This window comes from uncultured Tateyamaria sp. (genome assembly GCF_947503385.1).
GTDB lineage: Bacteria > Pseudomonadota > Alphaproteobacteria > Rhodobacterales > Rhodobacteraceae > Tateyamaria.
In genome coordinates this window covers 128,181-149,400 of the sequence record NZ_CANNDO010000006.1, presented here as the reverse complement: position 1 = coordinate 149,400, position 21,220 = coordinate 128,181, and the positions used below count along the sequence as shown (strand labels likewise).

The 21,220-nt window shown below is 61.5% G+C and carries 20 protein-coding genes; 8 read left to right on the top strand and 12 right to left on the bottom strand.

What is annotated here, in order from left to right; translation table 11 throughout:
- Positions 1-52: 52 nt before the first annotated feature.
- Positions 53-1,636, bottom strand: coding sequence for an alpha/beta fold hydrolase (locus tag Q1A85_RS17970; protein WP_299692706.1), 1,584 nt, complete (start codon positions 1,634-1,636; stop codon positions 53-55).
- 112 nt (positions 1,637-1,748) lie between these two features.
- Here Q1A85_RS17970 and Q1A85_RS17965 point away from each other — a divergent pair, with 112 nt between their 5' ends.
- Complete coding sequence (locus Q1A85_RS17965; RefSeq protein WP_299692703.1) at positions 1,749-2,141, top strand: hypothetical protein; 393 nt, start codon at positions 1,749-1,751, stop codon at positions 2,139-2,141.
- 40 nt (positions 2,142-2,181) lie between these two features.
- On the top strand, positions 2,182-2,415 hold the full coding sequence (locus Q1A85_RS17960) for a hypothetical protein (RefSeq protein WP_299692700.1): 234 nt from the start codon (positions 2,182-2,184) through the stop codon (positions 2,413-2,415).
- 66 nt (positions 2,416-2,481) lie between these two features.
- Here the strand turns inward: Q1A85_RS17960 and Q1A85_RS17955 are convergent, their stop codons facing one another.
- From Q1A85_RS17955 to Q1A85_RS17925, 7 genes are read right to left on the bottom strand one after another with little or no spacing between them, the layout of a single operon-like run.
- The gene (locus Q1A85_RS17955) at positions 2,482-3,351 is read right to left on the bottom strand and encodes a dioxygenase (RefSeq protein WP_299692697.1); all 870 of its coding nucleotides are present in this window, start codon (positions 3,349-3,351) and stop codon (positions 2,482-2,484) included.
- 11 nt (positions 3,352-3,362) lie between these two features.
- Entirely contained in the window at positions 3,363-4,667 is a 1,305-nt protein-coding gene (locus Q1A85_RS17950; RefSeq protein WP_299692695.1) for a TRAP transporter large permease subunit, read from the bottom strand.
- Positions 4,664-5,188: a TRAP transporter small permease subunit gene (locus tag Q1A85_RS17945; RefSeq protein WP_299692692.1), complete on the bottom strand. Its 525-nt coding sequence runs from the start codon at positions 5,186-5,188 to the stop codon at positions 4,664-4,666. Before Q1A85_RS17945 ends, Q1A85_RS17950 begins: the two co-directional genes overlap by 4 nt.
- A gap of 26 nt (positions 5,189-5,214) precedes the next feature.
- Positions 5,215-6,288, bottom strand: a complete 1,074-nt coding sequence (locus tag Q1A85_RS17940; RefSeq protein WP_299692689.1) for a C4-dicarboxylate TRAP transporter substrate-binding protein — start codon at positions 6,286-6,288, stop codon at positions 5,215-5,217.
- A 46-nt stretch (positions 6,289-6,334) separates the two neighbouring features.
- Complete coding sequence (locus Q1A85_RS17935; RefSeq protein ID WP_299692686.1) at positions 6,335-6,793, bottom strand: OsmC family protein; 459 nt, start codon at positions 6,791-6,793, stop codon at positions 6,335-6,337.
- 9 nt (positions 6,794-6,802) lie between these two features.
- Complete coding sequence (locus Q1A85_RS17930; protein WP_299692682.1) at positions 6,803-7,468, bottom strand: malonic semialdehyde reductase; 666 nt, start codon at positions 7,466-7,468, stop codon at positions 6,803-6,805.
- Entirely contained in the window at positions 7,465-8,349 is an 885-nt protein-coding gene (locus Q1A85_RS17925) for a fumarylacetoacetate hydrolase family protein (RefSeq protein ID WP_299692679.1), read from the bottom strand. The genes Q1A85_RS17930 and Q1A85_RS17925 overlap by 4 nt, the downstream gene beginning before the upstream one ends.
- Before the next feature lie 84 nt (positions 8,350-8,433).
- Here Q1A85_RS17925 and Q1A85_RS17920 point away from each other — a divergent pair, with 84 nt between their 5' ends.
- The 4 genes from Q1A85_RS17920 to Q1A85_RS17905 are packed head-to-tail and all read left to right on the top strand — an operon-like array spanning position 8,434 to position 12,298.
- On the top strand, positions 8,434-8,820 hold the full coding sequence (locus Q1A85_RS17920; RefSeq protein WP_299692676.1) for a YciI family protein: 387 nt from the start codon (positions 8,434-8,436) through the stop codon (positions 8,818-8,820).
- 16 nt (positions 8,821-8,836) lie between these two features.
- Complete coding sequence (locus Q1A85_RS17915; protein ID WP_299692673.1) at positions 8,837-9,502, top strand: GntR family transcriptional regulator; 666 nt, start codon at positions 8,837-8,839, stop codon at positions 9,500-9,502.
- 1 nt (position 9,503) lies between these two features.
- Positions 9,504-10,802, top strand: a complete 1,299-nt coding sequence (locus Q1A85_RS17910) for a malonyl-CoA decarboxylase family protein (protein WP_299692670.1) — start codon at positions 9,504-9,506, stop codon at positions 10,800-10,802.
- Positions 10,799-12,298 (top strand): malonyl-CoA synthase, encoded by a 1,500-nt coding sequence (locus Q1A85_RS17905; RefSeq protein ID WP_299692667.1) that lies wholly within the window; start codon positions 10,799-10,801, stop codon positions 12,296-12,298. Before Q1A85_RS17910 ends, Q1A85_RS17905 begins: the two co-directional genes overlap by 4 nt.
- Positions 12,299-12,302: 4 nt before the next feature.
- Here the strand turns inward: Q1A85_RS17905 and Q1A85_RS17900 are convergent, their stop codons facing one another.
- From Q1A85_RS17900 to Q1A85_RS17885, 4 genes are all read right to left on the bottom strand, one after another.
- Positions 12,303-12,728, bottom strand: a complete 426-nt coding sequence (locus Q1A85_RS17900) for a universal stress protein (protein ID WP_299692664.1) — start codon at positions 12,726-12,728, stop codon at positions 12,303-12,305.
- The gene (locus Q1A85_RS17895; RefSeq protein ID WP_299692661.1) at positions 12,725-15,346 is read right to left on the bottom strand and encodes a TRAP transporter permease; all 2,622 of its coding nucleotides are present in this window, start codon (positions 15,344-15,346) and stop codon (positions 12,725-12,727) included. The genes Q1A85_RS17900 and Q1A85_RS17895 overlap by 4 nt, the downstream gene beginning before the upstream one ends.
- An 84-nt stretch (positions 15,347-15,430) precedes the next feature.
- Positions 15,431-16,402 carry a TAXI family TRAP transporter solute-binding subunit gene (locus Q1A85_RS17890; RefSeq protein ID WP_299692658.1) on the bottom strand — a complete coding sequence of 324 codons (972 nt, stop codon included), beginning with the start codon at positions 16,400-16,402 and terminating at the stop codon, positions 15,431-15,433.
- 34 nt (positions 16,403-16,436) lie between these two features.
- The gene (locus Q1A85_RS17885; RefSeq protein WP_299692655.1) at positions 16,437-17,309 is read right to left on the bottom strand and encodes a MurR/RpiR family transcriptional regulator; all 873 of its coding nucleotides are present in this window, start codon (positions 17,307-17,309) and stop codon (positions 16,437-16,439) included.
- Positions 17,310-17,415: 106 nt separating this feature from the next.
- On the opposite strand from Q1A85_RS17885, the gene Q1A85_RS17880 reads away from it, so the two are divergent.
- Positions 17,416-19,794, top strand: coding sequence for an FAD-dependent oxidoreductase (locus tag Q1A85_RS17880; protein ID WP_299692652.1), 2,379 nt, complete (start codon positions 17,416-17,418; stop codon positions 19,792-19,794).
- Positions 19,795-19,817: 23 nt separating this feature from the next.
- On the top strand, positions 19,818-21,140 hold the full coding sequence (locus Q1A85_RS17875; RefSeq protein WP_299692649.1) for an aspartate aminotransferase family protein: 1,323 nt from the start codon (positions 19,818-19,820) through the stop codon (positions 21,138-21,140).
- The last annotated feature ends 80 nt before the right edge of the window (positions 21,141-21,220 follow it).

Below are 21,220 nucleotides of genomic sequence, written 5' to 3'. Positions count from 1 at the left end.
CGTACCGTGGCCCCGAATTTTTGCACCGGGCGCAAATCCGCCCAAGGATGTTTCATTCCGGTACGTGGTCCAGCCACGCCTCAGCGCTGGCGTGCAGCAGGCTGTGACCCGCATCCGGAAGGGTCACAACACGGGCCCCCACACGCGCCGCAAGCCGTCGGACCGCGGCGATCGGGGCGTTCTTGTCCTTGGCACCCACGACGAAACACGGCTGCATCGCAAGCGTGGGCAAGCCCTCGTCCCAGTGCCGTGACGACAGCGCAGCATCCGCCAAAAATCCGTCAGGGCCACGTTCCACGTGCCATGCATGTCCGTGCCAGAACAGCCGTTGCACCGTCTCTGATCCGGCTACGGCACGCTGGTCAAAGCGGGCATTTGCAAAGACAATCTTGGCAAAGCCCGCCGGTCCCTGCCGCAGGATACGCTGGCCGCCCAGCAAGGCCAGATACCGCGCGGCTTTTGGGTTCACCCGTGACAGGGCCGAAAAAACCCGCGTTTCGGCGGGCAGCGACCACAGGTCAGACCAGTTCGCCAGCGACGGGACCGGTGCCAGACAGGTCAGCGACTGAATGCGATCCGGGGCCAGCGCCGCCATCCACAACGCAAAGGGCGCGCCCAGATCGTAGGTGACGACGTCAATCTGGCCAACGCTGAACGTGTCGAGCATGTGCAGCAGGTCCTGCGCGATATCCTGCACCTGCGCGTCGGCATCACCGGGCGTCTGCCCGTGACCGGGCCGTCCGGGCGCTATGATCCGGCGGGACCGGAACCGTGCAAGCGCCGGTTCCGGCAATCTGCGCCCCGCGAGACAGCCGTGCAGAAACAGCAGCGGCTTGCCCTGATCCGGCCCGGTGACTTCGACATCCATGCGCCGCCCGCTGGGCAGGCTAAGCATGTAGTTGCCATGTGCATCCACCGCACGCTCGGCCCGCATGAACTGCGTTGTAGCAATCAGGCCGTAGACGAGATGAACGATATCCACATGCCCGTGGGTGTCCGTCTTGCGGCAAATGGTGCGGACCTGCGTGCGCACCGTTTCCAGCGCCCGGTTGCGGCGCTGCGCAATATCCTTGGGCTGGTGCCCACGAAACAGCATCTCGACCACGTCGACCTCGGTGTCGGTCAACTGGAACCCGCTTTTGAGCAAGGGAGCCACGGCGCTGTTCCATCCCACCACAATTGCGATGGCATCGAACCCGCCCGTGCCATTGGATTGGGCAAAAACCGGAACCGGGCGCAACTGTGGCCGGGTGAACAGCGTGAATGTCGCCTGCGACCGCCGCCCCCGCAGCAGATCCTCCAGCACGGACTGGCCGCTTTCGCCCAGCTGATCCATCAGGCTTTTGCCGGGGTCGAGGCCAAAGACCGAGATGGCCGACGCCGTACCGGTCACCATGCGGCCCTTCCGGTCAAAGGTGAAACTCAACTCGCCCGTGCCCTGACCAACGGCACCGGTCTGCATGACCGCGTCGGCTGCGGATTCGAATTCGGGCACGAGGTGGCGCAACCCCGCCCCCGGTTCAAGCTGCATGGCCGTGTCCGTCTGTTCGATCAGCGTGCCGAATGTCTCGTTGCGGGCAATCGACTCGAATATCAGGCTGCGCAGGTGGTCCGTTTCGCGATTTTTTCCTGTCAAAATCCGCGTTCCCCGCCACCCGTACCCTCATCGGAGTATGGATCAGCCTCTGCGGTTCTTCAATGCTGGGCCCGTCACAGTTGCGTTTGCGCATATAGGGAAAGGGTGCGGGATGATTGGCAAAACCGGATGGAACGGAACAAGTATTTGCAGATGGGTCTGCGCGGTATCGGTTTGCGCATATATTGCCGGACCACCCGCCCATGCCGATACGCCGTGCACGGTCATCACCGACCCTGCAATCTACGCGGACCGCCTGAACGAGGCGATCCTGCTTATGCAATACAAGGACATCGTGGTGCGGGCGACCGATGGCAAAATCCGCTGTAACGAGGACGCCAAGAACACGCGGCAAGTCTGCGTGGTCGAGGGCCGTGGCGAAATCCTTGTCGTGGGCGGGGACGCCCCGGAACAGGTGATCCGCCTGAACAACGAAAAGATGGGCGAAGTCCACATCTATGCCACAGGCGATGTGACCTGCGGCCTGCAATCCGATTTCAACTGAAACCGATCGGGGCGTTTGGGCCAACACAAGGGGGACGTTTATGAAAATTCTATTGTGTGGTGCGGGGCTTGCTATTCTGGTCGCGACCCCAACTTTTGCGGACACGTTGGAGAACAAGCCCGCCTGTGAGGAGTTGATAGCGCTTTTCATCGTGCTGGCAGAGAAATCCGGCGAGACGGTCAGCAACGCCAGCGCCCAAGCCGAGGTGATGTCGGAAAATCCCAGCGATGCGGAATGCGCCGCGATGCTTGCCCTGTTCCCGCGACAAGAATGATCATTCTGCGTGCGCTTTCACATGGCTGACTAACCCAATCGACGCGCAACAGAGTGCGGCATTGCCTTATCCTTCGGGGGCGAGGGTCACGTCGAATGTCACGTGCAGATAGGGTTCCGTGATCTTACCGGACAAAGCCATGCCGCTTGGGAAAGTCGACGCGGGTCGTTCGACATAGGTCATCACCAGATCCTCCCGCACGCCAAAGACGGTGTCCTGATCCAGATACGGGTCATCGTCGGGAAAAATCTCGGTCACCAGCGGTTTGAACCCGGGTGCCTTGACGATGTAGTGCAGATGCGACGGACGCCACGGATGACGTCCACACGCATTGAGGATGTCGCCCACCGGCCCGTCCGACGGCACGGTGTATTCCACAGGTTTAACAGTGGTAAAGCCATAGCGCCCGTCGGCACCCACCGTCATCAGCGCATGAAACGAATACATGTCCTGATCGGCGTCCTGACTGGCATAAAGCCCGTTGGGTGCGGTTTGCCAGATATCCAGTTCCGCGCCCGGAATGGGGTTGCCATCCGTATCCTTGATGACCCCTTCGGCCAACAGCACCGGCCCGCCAAAATCGCGCTTCATATCGCCGCCCACTTCCAAAGGCGGCGCGCCTGACACGTGAAACGGGCCCAGAACGGACGAACTGGTCGCATCCGGGCTCGAATTGATCATGTCCACCAGCGACGACATGCCCAGCACATCCGAGGCAAGGATGAATTCGTGCCGGTCCTCGCTTTCGATGGCCGCGCACCCTTCGAGAAAGGCGATGCCGGCCTGCCATTCCTCGTGGGTCAGGTCCACCTCTTTGGCAAAGTCGTGCATATGCCGGACCAGCGCGCCCAGCACCTCGCGCATCCGCGGGTCCATATCGTCGGACATGTAGCCCAAAAAGACATCCGTGATGTTGTCCTTGGTGACAGTGCGCATGAGGGGTCTCCTTAGATCAGGGCAAGGCTGAGGATCGGGAATTCGATAAGGATAAAGAGCACGATCAGCATCACGAATGCAAAGGGCAGCGCGCCCATGAACACATCCTTGAGGCTAATGCGATCGTCGTTGATCGTCGATTTGATCACAAAACAGGATATGCCAAGCGGAGGCGTAAGCAGGCCGATTTCCGCACCCACTACAGTGATGATGCCGAACCAGATCAGCGACATATCCAGCGCCTCGGCCAGCGGCAGAAACAGGGGCACCACGATCAGGATGATAGAGGCTGTGTCGAGCAGCGTGCCCAGAAACAGCATCAGCAGCACATAAAGCAGCATGATCGACCAGAACGACGCGGCGTTGCCCGCCAGAAGGTCCTGCAACTGGTTTGGCAACCCGGCGAGCCCCAGCATCCGGCTGTAGATCGAGGCCGCCGTGATCAGGAACAGGATGGCGGCGGTGATGTGCCCCGTCTCTAGCAGCGCGTCCCAAAAACTGCGCGCGGTCATGGATTTGCGGATCACCGCGATGATCAGCGCCACCAATGCGCCCGCCGCCCCGGCCTCGACCGCTGTGAGCCAGCCGGTGTAGATGCCGCCCAGCACGATGGTGATCAGGAACAACGTCGGCAGGGTTTTGGACGCAACCTCGCGACCCGACATCCATTCGGTGTCCTCGACCACCCTGCCCCCGACAAATCCCGGCGTAAACCGGCCCATGACCCAGATGGCACCCACATAGGCGATGGCCAGCAGGATGCCGGGAATCACGCCCGCAAGGAACATGTCGCCCACCGATTGCTCGGCCACAAAGGAATAGATGATCAGCATCGCGGATGGCGGGATGATCATGCCCAGAACGGAACTGCCTGCCACGACCCCCACGGCGAACCGCGGGTTGTAATCCTGCGCCATCATTTGCGGAACGGAAACCTTGGTGAACACCGACGCAGATGCAATGGACGACCCGGTTACGGCGGCGAACACGGCATTGGCCCCCACAGTCGCCATGCCAATCCCACCTTTGACCTTGCGAAACCGCATGGTCATGACTTCGTAGATGTCTCGGCCCAACCCCGCCTTGGAAACGATCAGCCCCATAAAGGTGAACAGCGGGATGGTGGCAAAACTGTACTCCATCGCACTGTCGCCCACGGCGACCTTCAGCAGGTTCAGCGCCAGCGTGAAATTGTCCCGCATCAACCAGATCGACACAAAGGACACCATGCCAAGGGCGACCGGAATGTAGACGCCTGAATAGATCAGAAAGACAATCGCGACGACCGAGATCAGGCCAATCTCGATCGGTGTCATGGGGTGCCTGCGGGGCGGTCGCGGCCCGTGATGACCTTGATCACAAAGATCAGGCAAGACAGCGCCGTCCCCAGCGTGATCACCAGTTTGACCGGCCACCAAGGCAGCGTGAACAGGCCCGGCACGCCAAAATAGTCATTGGTGGCCCACATCTTTAGGAATTCGGGCCAGGTGATGTAGGCGATCAGACCCATGAAAATGGCCGATAGCGCATTGATAATGCGCCGCATATTGCTGGCCGCAGCGGGACGCCGTGCCGAGAGGAATGTCAGAAAACCGTCAGACCGTGTCAGCCGGTCCACCCGCACCACATCCGCCAATTGAAGAAACACGATCAAAACAACAGAAAACTGCACCATCTCGTAGGTGCCCCGCAGCGGCGACGCAAAAAACCCACGCGCGACCACGTCCACATTCAGCACCACCACCAACGCCAACACGACCAGCGTGCCCAAGGCGTTGGCGGCAATGGCCAGCGTATTGGCGACCGAAGACAGGCCAGCAACGGCGGACTTCAGCATGTTCCGGCCCCTCCCCGGACCCGCGATCAGTTCGCCGTCCAGTCGCGCACGCCGGTGTAGCCTGCCGCGTCAAGCTTGCCCAAATAGGCCGCCAGCATCTCTGTACCGGCCTCGCCCTTGTCATTCAGCGTCGCAGCCCATTCCTGTGCGATATTCGGCATGGCGTTGGCCCACGCGGCGCGGTCTTCGGCAGATACGTCGACGATGGTGCCACCGTCGGCCACATAGGCGTCGCGCGAGGCTTGAGCCCGGTCCATGGCGATGCCTGCCACGTGGTCACGATAGGCAATCGCCACCTCCTTGAGCACGTCCTTGACCGGATCGGGCAGACCCGCCCAATAGTCGGCGTTCACCGTGATCGTTTTGGAATTCACAGCGCCAAGGTCCGCCCTGAGCATATAGGGCGCCACTTCGGCGATCTTGAAGGTTTTGGCCGCCTCCGGCCACAGCATTCCGCAATCCACCAGACCGGTCTGGAGCATGTTGTAGAAATCGGTCAGCCCGCCGCGCACGCCTGCTGCATCCTTGATCCCTTCGAGGTAACGCAGGTTCAGACCGGCGCCGGCAATCTTCTTGCCCTCGAGGTCCGCCACAGACGACACCGGTTCGGTGCAGAACACCTGATATGTGTCGAGCACGACGCCCGTGGCCAGATAGACCTGATTTTGCGCCGCAAACTCGTTGTTCATGGCCGGGAATTCGCGGGCAATCTCGTCCACGGCCTGCGCCACTGCACGGGCGTCAGAAGCCACAAAGGGGGTGGAGCCGGAAATGCCCTGACTGGGCAGTTTCGAGGAATGGAAGATCGTGGTGACGATGCCGATATCACCCAGCCCCAGTTGCACGCCTTCCAGCACGCCCTTGGGCTTTACGATGGAACCGCCGTAATTCTCCTGCCAGTTCATCTTGAATTCGCCAGCCTCGGCCAGACGTTTGTCGACCTCGGGGATAAAGAAATTGGTGAATTCTTTGACCCACAATGCGCGGTCCGGATAGCCGTCGATGACCACTGCGTTGATTGTGGTCTCGGCTGCGACCGACAATGCCATCGCGGTGGCAAGTGCCGCGCCGATCAGGCCCTTTTTCATCCAAAATGTCATATGGTTTTCCTCCCAGAATGCGCGGCCATGTGCGGCCTCTTTTGTCTCAGTTGGTCTTGACCCAATTCACCGTCAGATCCGTGCCTGCGGCCTCGAACAGCTTGGCGATGGCGCAGTATTTTGACGTCTCTTGGCCCACGCGGGTCAGATCGTTTTGACTGGCGGGTGTGTCGCAATTCACGGTCAGCGTGATTTCGGGAAACGGCAGGTCGATCTCTTCCTCCATGAGAACGCCGCGCCGATCGAACTTGCAGTTTGCGTCAATCGTGACTGTGCCAAGGTCCACCCCCAGCCTTGCTGCGTTCTTGTGGCCGATCACATTTGTGCAGGCGATCAGGGCCGTCATCGCCGCCTCGGTCGGGCTGGGGCCCATGTTCGTGCCACCCCGCGCAACCGGTTCGTCAATCACCACGTTGAGGTCGCGCACGGGGATTTCGGTGCGCGCATGTGTCGGACAGGCCGCGGTGGTGCGGTATGTCACGAAGGTTTTCATCTTGACGGCCATGGCCCCTCCTCAGGCGTAGCTGCACGCCTTGTCGAACGGAAAGCGCGGCAATTTCTGGAACAATGCCGTCTCGTCCGCGTACCCGATGTTGCACAGGAAATTCGATTTCAGCGTGGTTCCGGCAAAGAACTCTGCATCCACGACATCGTTGAAAAAGCCCGACATGGCACCGACATCAAGGCCAACAGCCCGGGCTGCGATCATCAAATACGCGCCCTGCAACGTGCCATTGCGGAACGCGGTGTCGGCGATGTGCTGGTCCTTGCCCTCAAAGAAATGCCGCCGGTCTTCATGCGGAAAGGTGAAGGTCAACTCTTTCCAAAACTCGAGATCATGGGCGACAATTACGGTTACGGGCGCACCCATCATCTTGGCCACATTGGCGGGCTTCAGTGCCTTGGCCAGCCGGTCCTTGCCCTCGGGCGATTTCACGAACACGAACCGTGCAGGCAGCGTGTTCATGCTGGTCGCGCCATTTATGGTAATGTCATAGATCTCTTCGAGCAGCGCATCGGGCACGGGTTCGTCCCGCCACGCGTAATGCGACCGCGCACGGCGCAGGATCAGGTCGATGGCGTCATCCGACAGCCGGTCGATGCGGAACCGCAGGTCGCGGTGATCGGCCTGCGCCTTGGCGCGCGCGGCGTCCAGCGCCTCTTTGGCGGGGGCGTTCATTCGGCTGCCACCTGTGTGCCCGCGTCTTTTTCATCGATGACGGGGCTGGCGCAAATGCCGATCCCCTCAATCTCGATCTCGACCGTTTCACCTGGGATCAACCAACGGGGGTTGGGTTTCTTGGCATGGCCCACGCCCGGCGGCGTGCCAAGCGCGATCAGGTCGCCGGGTTCCAGCGTGGTATATTCCGAGATCGTGGCAATCACCTGCCGCACGCCCCAGATCATGTTGGCCGTGTTGGAGCTTTGCAGAATCTCGTCGCCCACGCGGCTTTCGATTTTTAAGCCCGATGCCGCTTCGGGCAGATCATCCGGCGTCACCGTAAACGGGCCAACCGCGCCGGTGCTGTCGAAATTTTTTCCCGGCGTCCACTGGTGCGTCTTGCGCTGGTAGTCCCGGACCGAGCCGTCGTTGAACACGGTGTAGCCAAACACATGATCCAGCGCGTCCGCTTCGGAGACGTGCCGCCCGCGTTTGCCGACGATCAGCATCAGTTCGGCCTCGTAGTCCAACTTGTCCGAACAGGCGGGCCGAACCATCGGTTGCCCTGCCGCCATGATCGAATTCCGGCCCCGCATGAACAGCGCCGGGTAGTCGGGAATGTCGTAGCCGCCTTCTTTGATGTGTTCGACATAGTTCAGCCCGAGGCAAATGATCGTGCCGGGGGTCGTGACAGGAAGCGCCGGCGTGATGGAACTGACGGGCACCTGCGGCGCATCGGCAAGCTGCCCGGCCAACGCCGCGACTCGGTCCGGCGCCGCGATCACCCCCATCAGATCAGCGCCGAGATGTGCGTCCAGGGCCGTCAAATTCACGGCATTCTCGCCGGTTACAGCAAAAACAGCCGTGCCACCCGGCACCTCGCCCACCAGATATTTCATCGTCGCAATCCTTGTCAGTTCACGCAATTTCTGCCTACAATATGATCAAGTGTCAAATAATATCGATATTTTGGAGGGGCAGTCATGGTGGCCTGGGCCGACTACAAAGCGACAGCCAGAGATCGGGGCGCGTTGGCGCTGGAGCTTTATGTGGTGATGAGCACGCCCGCCAAAACACCAGATGACGTCAAGGCTGCGCTGCCCGATCACCTTGCATATCAGGCTGATCTGGAACGGGCGGGCCAGCTTGCTTTTGCCGGTCCAATGTCCGATGAAACGGGCGAACACATGCAGGGCATGGGTCTTGTCATCTACCGCGCCGACAGCTTTGAGGCGGCGCGCGCACTGGCCGAGAACGACCCGATGCACAAGACCGGCGCACGCACGTTCACCTTGCGGCGCTGGATGATAAACGAAGGGTCGCTGACGCTGTCTGTTGGCCTCTCGACGGGCGGCGCCGCCCTCAGCTGAGCCGGAAAGGCACGACATGAACGTCACACGCGACATTGCGGGCAAGGAAACCTCCGCCACCCATGGCGCGTATCTGACATTGCGCGAGATGATCCTGACGGGCGCGCTGCCCCCCGGCGAAAAGCTGAAAATTGAACAGTTGCGCGGATTGCTGAACACCGGGGCAAGCCCCGTACGCGAAGCGCTGAGCTTGCTGACCTCTGACATGCTGGTCGAGCGGATCGACCAGCGCGGATTCCGTGCGGCCCCCGTGGGCAAGGCCAATTTCGAAGAAATCCTGACCCTGCGCTGCACGCTGGAGCCGATGGCGCTGCGCGCCTCCATCGCCAACGGTGCCGCCGATTGGGAAGAACGTCTGGTGCTGCGGCATCACCATATGAAAAAGGCCAGCCAGCGCGATGCGACGGATTTCGAAGTTGCGCACAAGGCGTTTCACATGGCGCTGCTCGACAATGCAGGCCTGCCGATGCTCGAACGCTACTGCGCGCAGCTTTATGATCTGAACATCCGCTACCGGAACCTTGCCGCCGGTGGTGCCAGCTATCGCAAACGCAGTATCGCCACGGAACATCAGGAAATCCTTGATGCGGCATTGGACCACGATGCGGACGCGGCCACAGATTTGCTGATCAGCCACTACCGCCGAACCGGCGAATATCTGAGCCGTCAGATGGAGGCGTAAGGTGCAACGGAACTGGTTTCTGGGCGATCTGCTGACGCAATTGTTTGAACGCCGTGACCGGGCGCGGGGCAAGGACGATACGCGTCCCCTGCCCGCCTTGTGCGACGCATTGCTGTCCACCGAAGGCGAACTGTCCGGTGTCCAACTGGCCGCCACGCTCCTTGACCGCTATGCCAGCGCAAATGACGCTGACAAACTGGCGTTTTTCGAATACCTCAACACCGCGTTGGAGATTGACGCCGCGCATCTGGCCGCCCTTGCGCGCACCTATGCCGAAGCGCCCCGGACGGACCTGTTTCGAGACCTCAGCCGCGCCGCAGAGCCGCGGCGTCAGGAATTGCTGCGGCGCCTGAACCAGCCCGTTGGTGCGACGGCGGCACTGGTGGCCATGCGTGTGGATCTGCTGCGGTTCGTGCGGGATCACCCGGACCTTGCGCGGACGGATTTTGACTTTGTCCATCTGTTGCGCAGTTGGTTCAATCCGGGCTTTCTGGTGCTCAAGGCCATCAACTGGGACACGCCAGCACGCATTCTGGACAAGATTGTCGCCTATGAGGCCGTGCACCGGATCGGTGATCTGGATGATCTGCGCCGCAGGCTTTATCCCGAAGATCGCCGGTGTTTCGCGTTCTTTCATCCGTCAATGCCTGACGAGCCGTTGATCTTTGTCGAGGTTGCGCTGACGGCGGACATTCCCGGCTCTATTGATGCGCTGCTGCTGGATGGGCGGACGCCGCTGGCGACAGAGGCCGCGCGGGTGGCGGTGTTTTACTCCATCTCGAACTGTCAAAGCGGGCTGACCGGCATCAGCTTTGGCAATCTACTGATCAAGCAGGTGGCCGCAGAACTGGCGCGCGATGTGCCGGGGTTGGAGCGTTTCGTGACCCTGTCACCCATCCCCCGCCTGAACCAATGGCTGGCCACGCAAACCGATGACCCGGAGCACGGGCAAGCCGCGCAGGATGTGCTGGGCGGCACCGCCTCCGAAGCCGTGCTGCGTGCGATGGCCGCGCGTTACCTGATGACGGCAAAACGCGCCGATGGCACGCCATTTGATCCCGTCGCACGGTTCCATCTGGGCAATGGTGCGGAAATCCATGACCTGCACGCCAATGCCGACACGTCCGCAAACGGACACGCACAGTCAAGCGGTGTCATGGTCAACTACCTCTACGATCTGGCGCAGACGGGTCCCAACCACGCACGCTTTGCGCTGCACGGGGATGTGGCGGCCACCAAGGCAATGCGGACGCTGGCCAACGCACCGCTGACCCAGACCTCCAAGGAAGAACCTGCGTGACCAACACTCTTTATGACGCGCTGATCGCGCCGCACGCCAATACTGCCGACCCATTCCTTGAACGCGACGATGGTGTCACGCTTAGCTATGCGGATTTCGTAAAGCGGGCCGCACAGATCGCGCATGTGTTGATCGAGACAGGCGTGACACCCGGCGACCGCATCGTCGTGCAAGCCCCCAAGTTGAGCGATACGGTCGCGCTTTATGCGGCTGCGGTGCAGGCAGGCGCGGTCTATCTGCCACTCAACACGGCCTATACCCTGTCGGAACTACACTACTTCATCAGCGATGCGACACCCGCTCTGATCGTGTGTGATGACGGTGACGCGCCTCAAATCGCCGAGATCGCCGCGGATGTCGGGGCAAAAGTGCTGACGCTTGCGGGCGACGCAGGCAGTTTGAGCGTCGCAGCGAACGACAGGCCGACGCAGTTTGAGACGGTGCCGCGTGGCCCCGATGATCTGGCGGCGCTGCTATACACGTCTGGCACGACCGGACGGTCCAAAGGCGCAATGCTCAGCCACAAGAACCTGCTGTCCAATGCCACGGTTCTGACTGACCTTTGGCAAATCACTGCGCAGGACAGGCTGATCCATGCGCTGCCCATCTTTCACACGCATGGGCTGTTTGTTGCGCTGAACACGGCACTGATGGCCGGGTCCTGCGTGCGGCTGATGGCGGGGTTTGACGTCGATACCATTCTGGACGAACTGCCCCGCTCCACGCTGATGATGGGCGTACCGACCTTTTACACCCGCCTGTTGGGAGATGCGCGCTTTGCCGATGGTCTGTGTGACAAGATGCGGCTCTTTGTCTCCGGGTCCGCGCCGCTGCTGGCCGAGACGCACAAGGCGTTTGAGGCGCGCACCGGGCACCGCATTCTCGAACGCTACGGCATGACCGAAACGAACATGATCACCTCGAACCCCTATGATGGTCCGCGTGTCGCCGGGACGGTTGGACATGCCCTGCCCGGCACCGAGGTCAGGATCACCAATCCCGAAACCGGAGACACCCTGCCTTACGGAGAGATCGGCATGATCGAAGTCCGCGGCGACAACGTGTTTCAGGGCTACTGGAACATGCCCGAAAAAACGGCGGAGGAGTTGCGTGCAGACGGCTTCTTTCTTACCGGTGATCTGGCGGTCATGGAACCGGATGGCCGCATCGCAATTGTGGGCCGTGCCAAGGATCTGATCATCTCGGGTGGCTACAACATCTACCCCAAAGAGATTGAGGACGTGATCAATGACGCGGACGGTGTGACCGAAAGCGCCGTGTTCGGTGTCCCGCATCCGGATTTCGGCGAAAGCGTCATTGCCGCTGTGGTTCCCGCCCCCGGCGCGTCACCCGATCCTGACAGCATCAGGGCCAAGGTCGAGGCGCAACTGGCCCGGTTCAAGCATCCGCGCCGCTACATCATCCTTGATGCGTTGCCACGCAATACGATGGGCAAGGTGCAGAAAAACGTCCTGCGGCAGGATCACAGCACCTGACCATTCAGAACCGCGCGACCAGAACGGACACTTTTGCGTGCCGCGCCACGCGCGAGGCGTTCGGCCCGGTGATCCGATCCGATAGGTCCGGCTTGTGCGCACCCACGATGATGAAATCCGCGCCGCATTTCTCTGCTGCGCGCAGGATGTGTTCGTAGACCACTCCGATCTCGACGATGCATTGCACCGCCCCCATGTCGGGCAGCACCTCGTCCACCATCTCGTGCAAGGCCACCTGTGCGGCCAGTGCTGCCTCTTTCAGCGTGCCCTCCTTGAAGAACGAGCCGACAAAGGACGTGCCGTAATCGGGCAGCACCGTCACGACGCTGAACTGCGCGCCCTGCGGCTCTGCGATGCGGCGCGCCTCGGTCAGCAGCGCGCGGGCATCTTCGGGATGGGTCAGGTCAATGGCGCAAAGGACATGTTTCATGCCAGGGCCTCCTCCTTGGGTTGGCGGCGACGTTGGAGCAGGAACACGGCAAGCACCAAAAGCAACGCCGGCAGATAGAAGATTTCCTTGGGGGGGCGGTCGGCGGGCACGTCCAGTTCGACCAGTTCCCAGTCCCAGTCGATGCCCAGCTGTTCGGCAGGTCCGCCAAAGCTGAGATTGTCGACAAATATCTTGCCATCCTCGTCCCGGAATTCGATCCCCGCGCCGTTCAGCAGGCGCGCCGCGCCGTCCTCGCCCGCATCTCCGACAGGCAGCAAATAGCGCGCGTCCACCACCTCGCCGTTCAGATTTTCACCCATCAAGCGCACGCGCAGTGATGCGTTGTCCGGCGCTGCTTGGGCCATGGAAAACAGTTCCGATCCGGGTCGTGTTTCGAACTCGGGCGCGAACTGGTTAAGGATGTAGCCCGGTTGAAACAGCACGAACGCAGCCACCAACAGCGCAATGCTTTCGTAGAACCGCGATGGTACGATGAAATAGCTCATCGTGGCGGCGGCAAAGAGCAGCATCGCGATGAGCGCCACGATAAAGACGAACACCGCCTGCACTGGCCCCACGTCAATCAACAGCAGATCGGTGTTGAAGATGAACAAAAACGGCAACAGCGCCGTGCGGATCGAATAGAAAAACGCCTGGAACCCCGTCTTGAGCGGATCACCCTTCGAAATTGCGGCCGCCGCAAAACTCGCAAGTCCCACGGGCGGAGTCACATCCGCCATGATGCCAAAGTAAAAGACGAACATGTGCACCGCCACCAGCGGCACAATCAGCCCTTCTTGCGCACCCAGTTCGACGACAACACCCGCCATCAGCGACGACACCACGATATAGTTGGCAGTGGTGGGCAGCCCCATCCCAAGCACGATCGAGATCACGGCGACAAAGAACAGCATCGCCAGCAGCTTGATGTTCATAAACGGCACCAGACCATCAAGACCAAGCGCCAGAAATTCCACGAACTCCGCCATCACCTGCCCGATCCCGGTGAGCGTCACAGCACCCACAATGATACCCGCCACACCCATGGCGGCGGCAAGGCCGATCATGTTGCGCGCGCCTGCGATCATGCCTTCGGCAATGTCGCTGATCCCGTCGGCAAAGCGTTGGACCACACCGCCCTGCCCCCGGAAAAACGCCTTGAGCGGGTTCTGCGTCAACAGGATGAACAGCATCGCGATGGTTGACCAAAAGGCGGACAGACCGGGCGATTTGCGTTCGATCATCAGCAAATACATCAGCAGCAGGATCGGCATGATGTAGTGGATGCCGGTCTTGAAGATTTCACGCACCGGCGGCAGGTTCTGCATACTGTCAAGGCTGGTGTCGAGATCGGGGCCTTTGGCGGCGAACCGCACCGCAGCAAGATATGCCACGAACATCAGCGCCAGCAGCACCGACATCGCCGCACCGCCGAACACGCCATAGATCGTGTCGACAACGACACCGGTCAGAAACAGCAACCCACCCGCAATCACGATGGAGATCGCGATGATGAAAATCGCGCCCAGCATGAATTTGACCGGGTGCATCCGGCTGGAGCCTTTCATGCCCGATTTCAGCGCCTCAAGGTGGACGATGTAGACCAGCGCGACATAGGAAATCGCGGCAGGCACAATAGCGGTCTTGACGACCTCGACATAGGAAATGCCTACATATTCCGTCATCAGGAACGCGACGGCCCCCATCACCGGGGGCGTCAGCACGCCGTTGATCGACGATGACACCTCAACCGCGCCCGCTTTGGTCGCGGGAAAGCCGACCTTTTTCATCAGCGGAATGGTAAAGGTGCCGGTGGTGACCACGTTGGCGATGGACGAGCCTGAGATCAGGCCGGTGGCAGCAGATGCAATCACGGCAGCCTTTGCGGGGCCGCCGCGCAGGTGGCCAAGGGCCGCAAAAGCCAGTTGCAGGAAATAGTTGCCCGCACCGGCTTGATTCAGCAGCGCGCCAAACAGCACAAACAGAAAGACAAAGCCCGACGACACGCCAAGGGCCACGCCAAACACCCCTTCGGTCGTCAGCCACATGTGGCTCATCGCCTTTTCGAACGACGCGCCTTTCCACTGGACAACTTCGGGCAGGCCGGACCACGAGCCAAAGAAGACATAAGACAGGAAAAACAGCGCCACGGCCATCAGCGGAATGCCCAGCGACCGGCGCGCGGCCTCCATCAGCAGGACCAGCCCGATGCCCGCAATGACAATATCCGTCATGTTGGGCGCACCGGTGCGGTTGGCGACCCCGCGATAATCCCACCACAGATAGGACGCGGCCGCCGCCGCAATCAGCGCAACCACCCACGTCAACGCAGGGATGCGGTCGCGGGGGGCGGATTTGTGACCGGGAAAGGCGAGAAACGCGAGCAGCACGGCAAAGCCAAGGTGAATGGCCCGCGTCTGCGTGTCGTTCCAGACAAAGCCCACGACAAAGGGCAACGGCGACGCAATCCAAAGCTGGTACAGCGCCCAGCACAGCGGCAGCACCCACAATGCGCGGCGGCCAAAGGTATCTTTTGGCTGGCGGCCCCCTGTGTCTGCGTCGGCGACGATATCCTCAAGCGCCGGATCGGATCCGGCATTGGTGCGCGCGTCTGTCATGGGGTCCCCCGTCGGAATTATTATGGGCCCGAGGCGCGGACGCCTCGGGCTATGTTCATACCCCCGCGGGGGCGGCAGGCGCGCTTAGAGCAGGCCCGCTTCTTTGTAGTACTTCTCGGCACCGGGGTGCAGCGGCGCGCTCAGCCCGTCTTTGACCATCTGTTCCTTGGTCAGGTTGCCAAAGGCCGGGTGCAGCTTTTTGAAGTCGTCAAAGTTTTCGAACACTGCCTTGACCAGCACATAAACCACGTCGTCGGAAGTGGCAGCATCGGTGACAAAGGTCGCCTTTGGACCCCACGAGGCCACGTCCACGTCATTGCCGGGATACATGCCGCCCGGAATGGTTGCCGCAGCATAGGCGGAGTTTGCGGCCAGCACCTTGTCTGTTCCCGATGTGGTCAGGTCCAGCAATTTGATGTCGCAGGTCGATGTCGCTTCCATGGACGAGCCGTTGGGCAGGCCAGCGGCCCAGATCGCCGCGTCCAGCTTGCCATCGCACAGGGCGGCGGATTGCTCAGACGATTTCAGTTCAGCCGCGAGCGAGAAGTCGTCAGGCGTGACGCCAGCCGCGTCCATCAGAACACCCGCCAGCACCCGCGTGCCCGAACCGGGGTTGCCGATGTTGACGCGCTTGCCCTTCATGTCCGCCACAGAGTTGATGCCGCTGTCGGCGCGGACCATCACGTGCATCGGCTCGGGGTGTACCGAGAAGACGGCGCGCAGGTCGCCATAAGGTTCGTCGCTTTCAAATGCGCGGACGGCTTCCATTGCCGCCGACTGCACGTCTGACTGCACAACGCCGAAATCCAGCTCACCCTCGCGGATGGTGCGGGTGTTGTAGACCGATCCGCCCGTCGATTCGACCGAGCAGCGCACGCCATGTTCCTTGCGGTCCTTGTTCACCAGACGGCAGATCGCACCACCGGTGGGATAGTACACGCCCGTTACGCCACCGGTGCCGATGGTGATGAACTGGCCATGGCCGTCCGCCAGTGCGGCACCGCCCATTGTGACCATTGCGACGGCCGCAGCCGTCAGTTTCAGTTTAGCAAACATGAGTGTCTCCCTGTTCATTGGTTTGCGGGTGTCATCACGGGGTCCAGGTCTCTCCCAGAGCGTGAATTTGGTTCTCCGCGTCGCGGATCATGTCCTCGGCATTGTCGCCTGCCCGCGCAAGTAGCATTGTGATGATCGTTTCGATCAACACAAGCGTGGCAGCATAGGACGAAAAGAATTGCGGGCTTTCGGTGGGCACCACAAAGCTCTGTGATGCAAAAGCCAGCGCCGGTGAGGTGTGGCTGTCGGTGATTACGATGGACGGCACACCCAGATCCCGCGCCGCTTGCAGTGCCGAAATGGTGCGGCGCGCATAGGGTGCCTTGGAAATCGCCAAGACAGCGTCGCCCGGCCCCAGCCGCGCCATCGTCGCCGCCAGCGTCGTGCCGTTGCGCCCCGCAACGGACCAGTTGGGGCTGAACCAGTGAGCCAGATAACCAAAGTAGTCGACAAAGCCCGACGACCCCTGCGATCCGACAAGCAGGACATGGCCCGCAGCGTGCAATGTCTCCACCGCCGCTTCGAGGCTGTCATTGGTAATGTCGCGGTCGAGATATTCGATATTGGCGATGCAGGCCGCGGCCTGCCGGTGCAGGAACACATCCGCATCCGGAGGCGTCGCCTTGGCGCGCAGCGCGTGGGCCCGTTCGGAAAAGGACGCCATCTTGCGTCCCATCGCGACGCGACCATCTTCGCGCATTTGTTCATAGTCGTGATACCCCAGCGCACGCGCCAAACGCGAAAATGTTGCGGGCGATACGCCGCTGGTGCTGGCAAGGGACCGCAGGGACCGGGTGGCAATGTCGATGGGATTGTCCGCGACGAAATCGGCTGCAACCTGCAACTTGTCGCTCAGCCCGGCATAATTGCGACTGATCCGCTCTTCGATCGTGGCCGTTTCGGTCACGCGCGTCCCCCTTTTTGGTGAAACGGACTGTTTCAACTGTTTTGAGAGTTGTCAACGCGTGAAACGCGTGTTTCAAAAGGAGAGATTGAAAATACGGATTTGCGCCATGTCCCTGCCCTCTCATGCGTCGGTTGTTGTCATCGGTGGCGGTATTATGGGCTGCTCGACCCTGTACCATTTGGCCAAGTTCGGTGCCGACGCGATCCTGCTGGAGCGGAACAAGCTGACATCCGGCACCACGTGGCATTCCGCCGCTCAGGTGCGCGCGCTGCGCTCGTCGCGAAATCTCACCCGCATGATCCAGTATTCCGTGGACCTTTACAGCCAGCTTGAGGCCGAGACGGGACAGTCCGTGGGGTGGATACAGGAAGGGTCGCTGTCGCTCGCCACCAATTCCGACCGCCTGACCCTGATCCGGCGACAAGAGGCGCTGGCCCACGCCTATGGCATCGCTGCCACGTCCATCACACCGGACGAAGCCAAAGCACGTTGGCCCCTGATGAACGCCAACGACGTGATCGGTGCAGTCTGGTCGCCCGAGGATGGGCGCGTGTCGCCCTCGGATGTGTGCGCGGCGCTGGTCAAAGGGGCCAAAGCGCTAGGGGCAAAGCTGTTCGAAGATACAGGTGTCACCGGTATCCTTACAGAAAATGGCCGCATCAAAGGGGTCGAGACCACGCAAGGCACTGTGATGTGCGATGCCATCGCGCTGTGCACGGGCCTGTGGTCGCGGGAGGTGGGCGCCATGGCCGGGGCCGAAGTGCCGCTGCTCGCCTGTGAACATTTCTACCTGCTGACCAAGCCCATCGACGGGATCACCGGCAATCTGCCCACGCTCAGCGATCATGACAATTACCTTTATATCCGCGACGATTCCGGCGGGCTGCTGGTGGGGTGTTTTGAACCCATGGGCAAACCCATCGCGCCCGGCGTGCTGGACGACAGCTTTGCCTTTGGCCTGCTGCCCGAGGATTGGGACCATTTCGAGCCGATGATGCACAAGGCCCTGCACCGATTGCCGGGGCTGGAAACAGCGGAGGTCAAGATGCTGCTGAACGGTCCAGAGAGCTTTACTCCCGACGGGTCCTTTATGCTGGGTGAAACCGCGGAAACGCGCGGGCTGTTTCTGGGCTGCGGCATGAATTCAATGGGTGTGGCGGCAGGTGGTGGCGCGGGCATGAACCTCGCCCACCAGATCGTGCACGGGCACACCGCCTATGACCTGAGCGAAGCCGATGCCAAACGGTTCGCGCCCGTGTTCAACTCGGTCGACCACCTGATGGCCCGCGCGCCTGAAATTCTTGGCACGCATTACGAGGTGCCTTTTCCCGGACGCCAGCTACAGACAGCACGCAATCTGCGTAAACTGCCGTTGCACGACCGGTATGCGGCTGCGGGCGCGGTCAATGGACAGTTCTACGGCTGGGAACGCCCGCTTTACTTTGGGGATGCACCAAAGCGACTGACCTTTGACCGCCCCGCGTGGCACGACGCGGTTGCGCGCGAGGTGCAGGCCGCGCACGAGGCTGCCGCGATCTTTGACGCCTCATCCTTTGGCAAGATCGACGTAACCGGCCCGGACGCCGAAGCCTTCTTGTTGCATGTCTGTGCGGGTCACATGGCACGCGCGCCCGGCTCCGTGATCTACACCGCGATGCTGAACCACCGCGGCACTTTTGAAAGCGATTTGACCGCACAGCGCATCGCGCCCGATCACTACCGCCTGATTGTCGGCACCACAGCGATCAAGCGCGACCTTGCGTGGCTTGCGCGGCACAGCGACGGGTTCAACGTGACCCTTCAGGACACCACCGAAGCCTACGCCGTCCTTGCCCTTATGGGGCCAGACGCGGCACGGATCGTCACCGAAACAGGCGCGTCAGAACTGAACGATCTGGGCTATTTCAAGGTTGGCCCTGCCCATATCGCGGGCAAACATGTGCGCGCCGCGCGCATGTCCTATGTCGGAGAGGCCGGATGGGAGATCACGATGAAGGCCGAAAATGCGGCGGCGATCTACGCCGCACTCACTGCAGCCGGCGCACGGCCCGCAGGCCTTTATGCCCAGACATCCATGCGCGTGGAAAAGGGGTTCTGCGCCATGGGCCACGAATTGGACAGCGACGTGTCCCCGGTCGAGGCGGGGCTGGATTTTGCGACCCGCAAACGGGGTGGTTTCATCGGCGCGGATGCGCTGGCCCAGCGGCGCAGTGACGGTGCGCTGTCGCATGTCGTGTCGCTGCGCTTTGACGATCAAGACGCCGTGCCCCTTGGCCATGAACCGATCCACGCGGATGGCAGCATCGTTGGCCAGACGACGACAGCCACCTACGGGTTCCGTGTGAACGCACCGGTTGCCCTTGGCCATGCACCGGGCCTTGCCGACGGACAGCGCGTGCAGGTCGACATTGCCCGCACGCTCTATGACGCAACCGTCACCATTGGCCCCCTGTTTGATCCTGACGGCGCACGGATGCGCCCCTGACCCCGCTCCAAGGAGCCTGACCCATGTCCCACATCTTTCCCCGCCATACCAAATCCACCCCGCCCCGCGCCGTGCGCGGCGCAGGTGTGTATCTTTATGACGAAACCGGCAAAGCGTATCTCGATGGCTCCGGCGGGGCCGCTGTGTCCTGCCTTGGCCACGGCGATGCGGATGTCATCGCAGCCGTGCAGGCGCAGGCGGCGGAAATGTCCTTTGCCCATACCGGGTTTTTTACCTCTGAACCCGCCGAGGCGCTGGCCGATTTGCTGATTGCACATGCGCCGCAGGGTCTGGACCGCGTCTACCTCGTCTCGGGCGGGTCCGAGGCGACCGAGGCCGCCGTCAAGCTCGCCCGCCAATACTTTGTCGAAACGGGCCAGCCCCAGCGGCGGCACCTGATTGCACGCCGCCAAAGCTATCACGGCAACACGCTGGGGGCGCTGGCGGCGGGTGGCAATGCGTGGCGACGCGAACAATTCGCGCCGCTGCTGATCGACGTGAGCCATATTGCGCCCTGTTACGAATACATTGACCGGCGCGCGGACGAGACGGCCTTTGACTACGGTCAGCGCGCTGCACAGGACCTTGAGGACGAGATACTGCGGCTGGGGCCGGATACCGTTATGGCATTCATGGCCGAGCCCGTGGTCGGCGCGACGATGGGCGCCGTGCCTGCGGTCGAGGGGTATTACAAGCGCATCCGCGAGATTTGCGACCGCTACGGCGTGCTCCTGATCCTCGACGAGGTGATGTGCGGCATGGGGCGGACGGGACACCTTTTTGCCTGTGACGCTGACGGCATCGCGCCCGACATCCTGTGTATCGCCAAAGGGCTGGGCGCGGGTTATCAGCCCATCGGCGCAATGCTCTGCAGTGCCACCATCTATGCCGCCATCGAAAACGGCAGCGGCTTTTTCCAGCATGGTCACACCTATCTGGGTCACCCCGTCGCCGCCGCCGCCGCCCGCACCGTTCTGACCAAACTGACAACCGGTGGTCTGGCGGCTGGTGTGGCCGCACGTGGCGATCGGCTGTGCAAGGCGTTGCAGGACACGTTCGGCCAGCACCCGCATGTGGGTGACATCCGGGGGCGCGGGCTGTTTCAGGGCGTCGAACTGGTGGCTGACCGCGCCACAAAATCGCCCTTTGCCCCCGACCTCAAGGTTGCCCCGCGCATCAAGGCCGCCGCGTTCGACGCCGGGCTGATCTGCTATCCAATGGCAGGCACACGGGACGGCAAACACGGCGATCACGTGCTGCTGGCCCCGCCCTTTATCATCGACGACGACCAGATTGACGAATTGGTGGCCAAGCTATCCCGCGCGGTGAAATCCGTCCTCGACTGATCCCGGCCAACACGGCGCAAAAAAATGGCCGCGCCCGAAAGCCCGGGCGCGGCCATACAAGACATCAGGTGTCAAAAAGG

Excerpts from the sequence above, each read along its gene's own strand:
- Q1A85_RS17935 (WP_299692686.1), bottom strand. The coding sequence starts at position 6,793 with ATGGCCGTCAAGATGAAAACCTTCGTGACATACCGCACCACCGCGGCC.
- Q1A85_RS17875 (WP_299692649.1), top strand. The coding sequence starts at position 19,818 with ATGTCCCACATCTTTCCCCGCCATACCAAATCCACCCCGCCCCGCGCC.
- Q1A85_RS17950 (WP_299692695.1), bottom strand. The coding sequence starts at position 4,667 with ATGACACCGATCGAGATTGGCCTGATCTCGGTCGTCGCGATTGTCTTT.
- Q1A85_RS17965 (WP_299692703.1), top strand. The coding sequence starts at position 1,749 with ATGATTGGCAAAACCGGATGGAACGGAACAAGTATTTGCAGATGGGTC.
- Q1A85_RS17940 (WP_299692689.1), bottom strand. The coding sequence starts at position 6,288 with ATGACATTTTGGATGAAAAAGGGCCTGATCGGCGCGGCACTTGCCACC.
- Q1A85_RS17900 (WP_299692664.1), bottom strand. The coding sequence starts at position 12,728 with ATGAAACATGTCCTTTGCGCCATTGACCTGACCCATCCCGAAGATGCC.
- Q1A85_RS17960 (WP_299692700.1), top strand. The coding sequence starts at position 2,182 with ATGAAAATTCTATTGTGTGGTGCGGGGCTTGCTATTCTGGTCGCGACC.
- Q1A85_RS17915 (WP_299692673.1), top strand. The coding sequence starts at position 8,837 with ATGAACGTCACACGCGACATTGCGGGCAAGGAAACCTCCGCCACCCAT.
- Q1A85_RS17955 (WP_299692697.1), bottom strand. The coding sequence starts at position 3,351 with ATGCGCACTGTCACCAAGGACAACATCACGGATGTCTTTTTGGGCTAC.
- Q1A85_RS17880 (WP_299692652.1), top strand. The coding sequence starts at position 17,416 with ATGTCCCTGCCCTCTCATGCGTCGGTTGTTGTCATCGGTGGCGGTATT.
- Q1A85_RS17895 (WP_299692661.1), bottom strand. The coding sequence starts at position 15,346 with ATGACAGACGCGCGCACCAATGCCGGATCCGATCCGGCGCTTGAGGAT.
- Q1A85_RS17925 (WP_299692679.1), bottom strand. The coding sequence starts at position 8,349 with ATGAAATATCTGGTGGGCGAGGTGCCGGGTGGCACGGCTGTTTTTGCT.
- Q1A85_RS17945 (WP_299692692.1), bottom strand. The coding sequence starts at position 5,188 with ATGCTGAAGTCCGCCGTTGCTGGCCTGTCTTCGGTCGCCAATACGCTG.
- Q1A85_RS17930 (WP_299692682.1), bottom strand. The coding sequence starts at position 7,468 with ATGAACGCCCCCGCCAAAGAGGCGCTGGACGCCGCGCGCGCCAAGGCG.
- Q1A85_RS17920 (WP_299692676.1), top strand. The coding sequence starts at position 8,434 with ATGGTGGCCTGGGCCGACTACAAAGCGACAGCCAGAGATCGGGGCGCG.
- Q1A85_RS17890 (WP_299692658.1), bottom strand. The coding sequence starts at position 16,402 with ATGTTTGCTAAACTGAAACTGACGGCTGCGGCCGTCGCAATGGTCACA.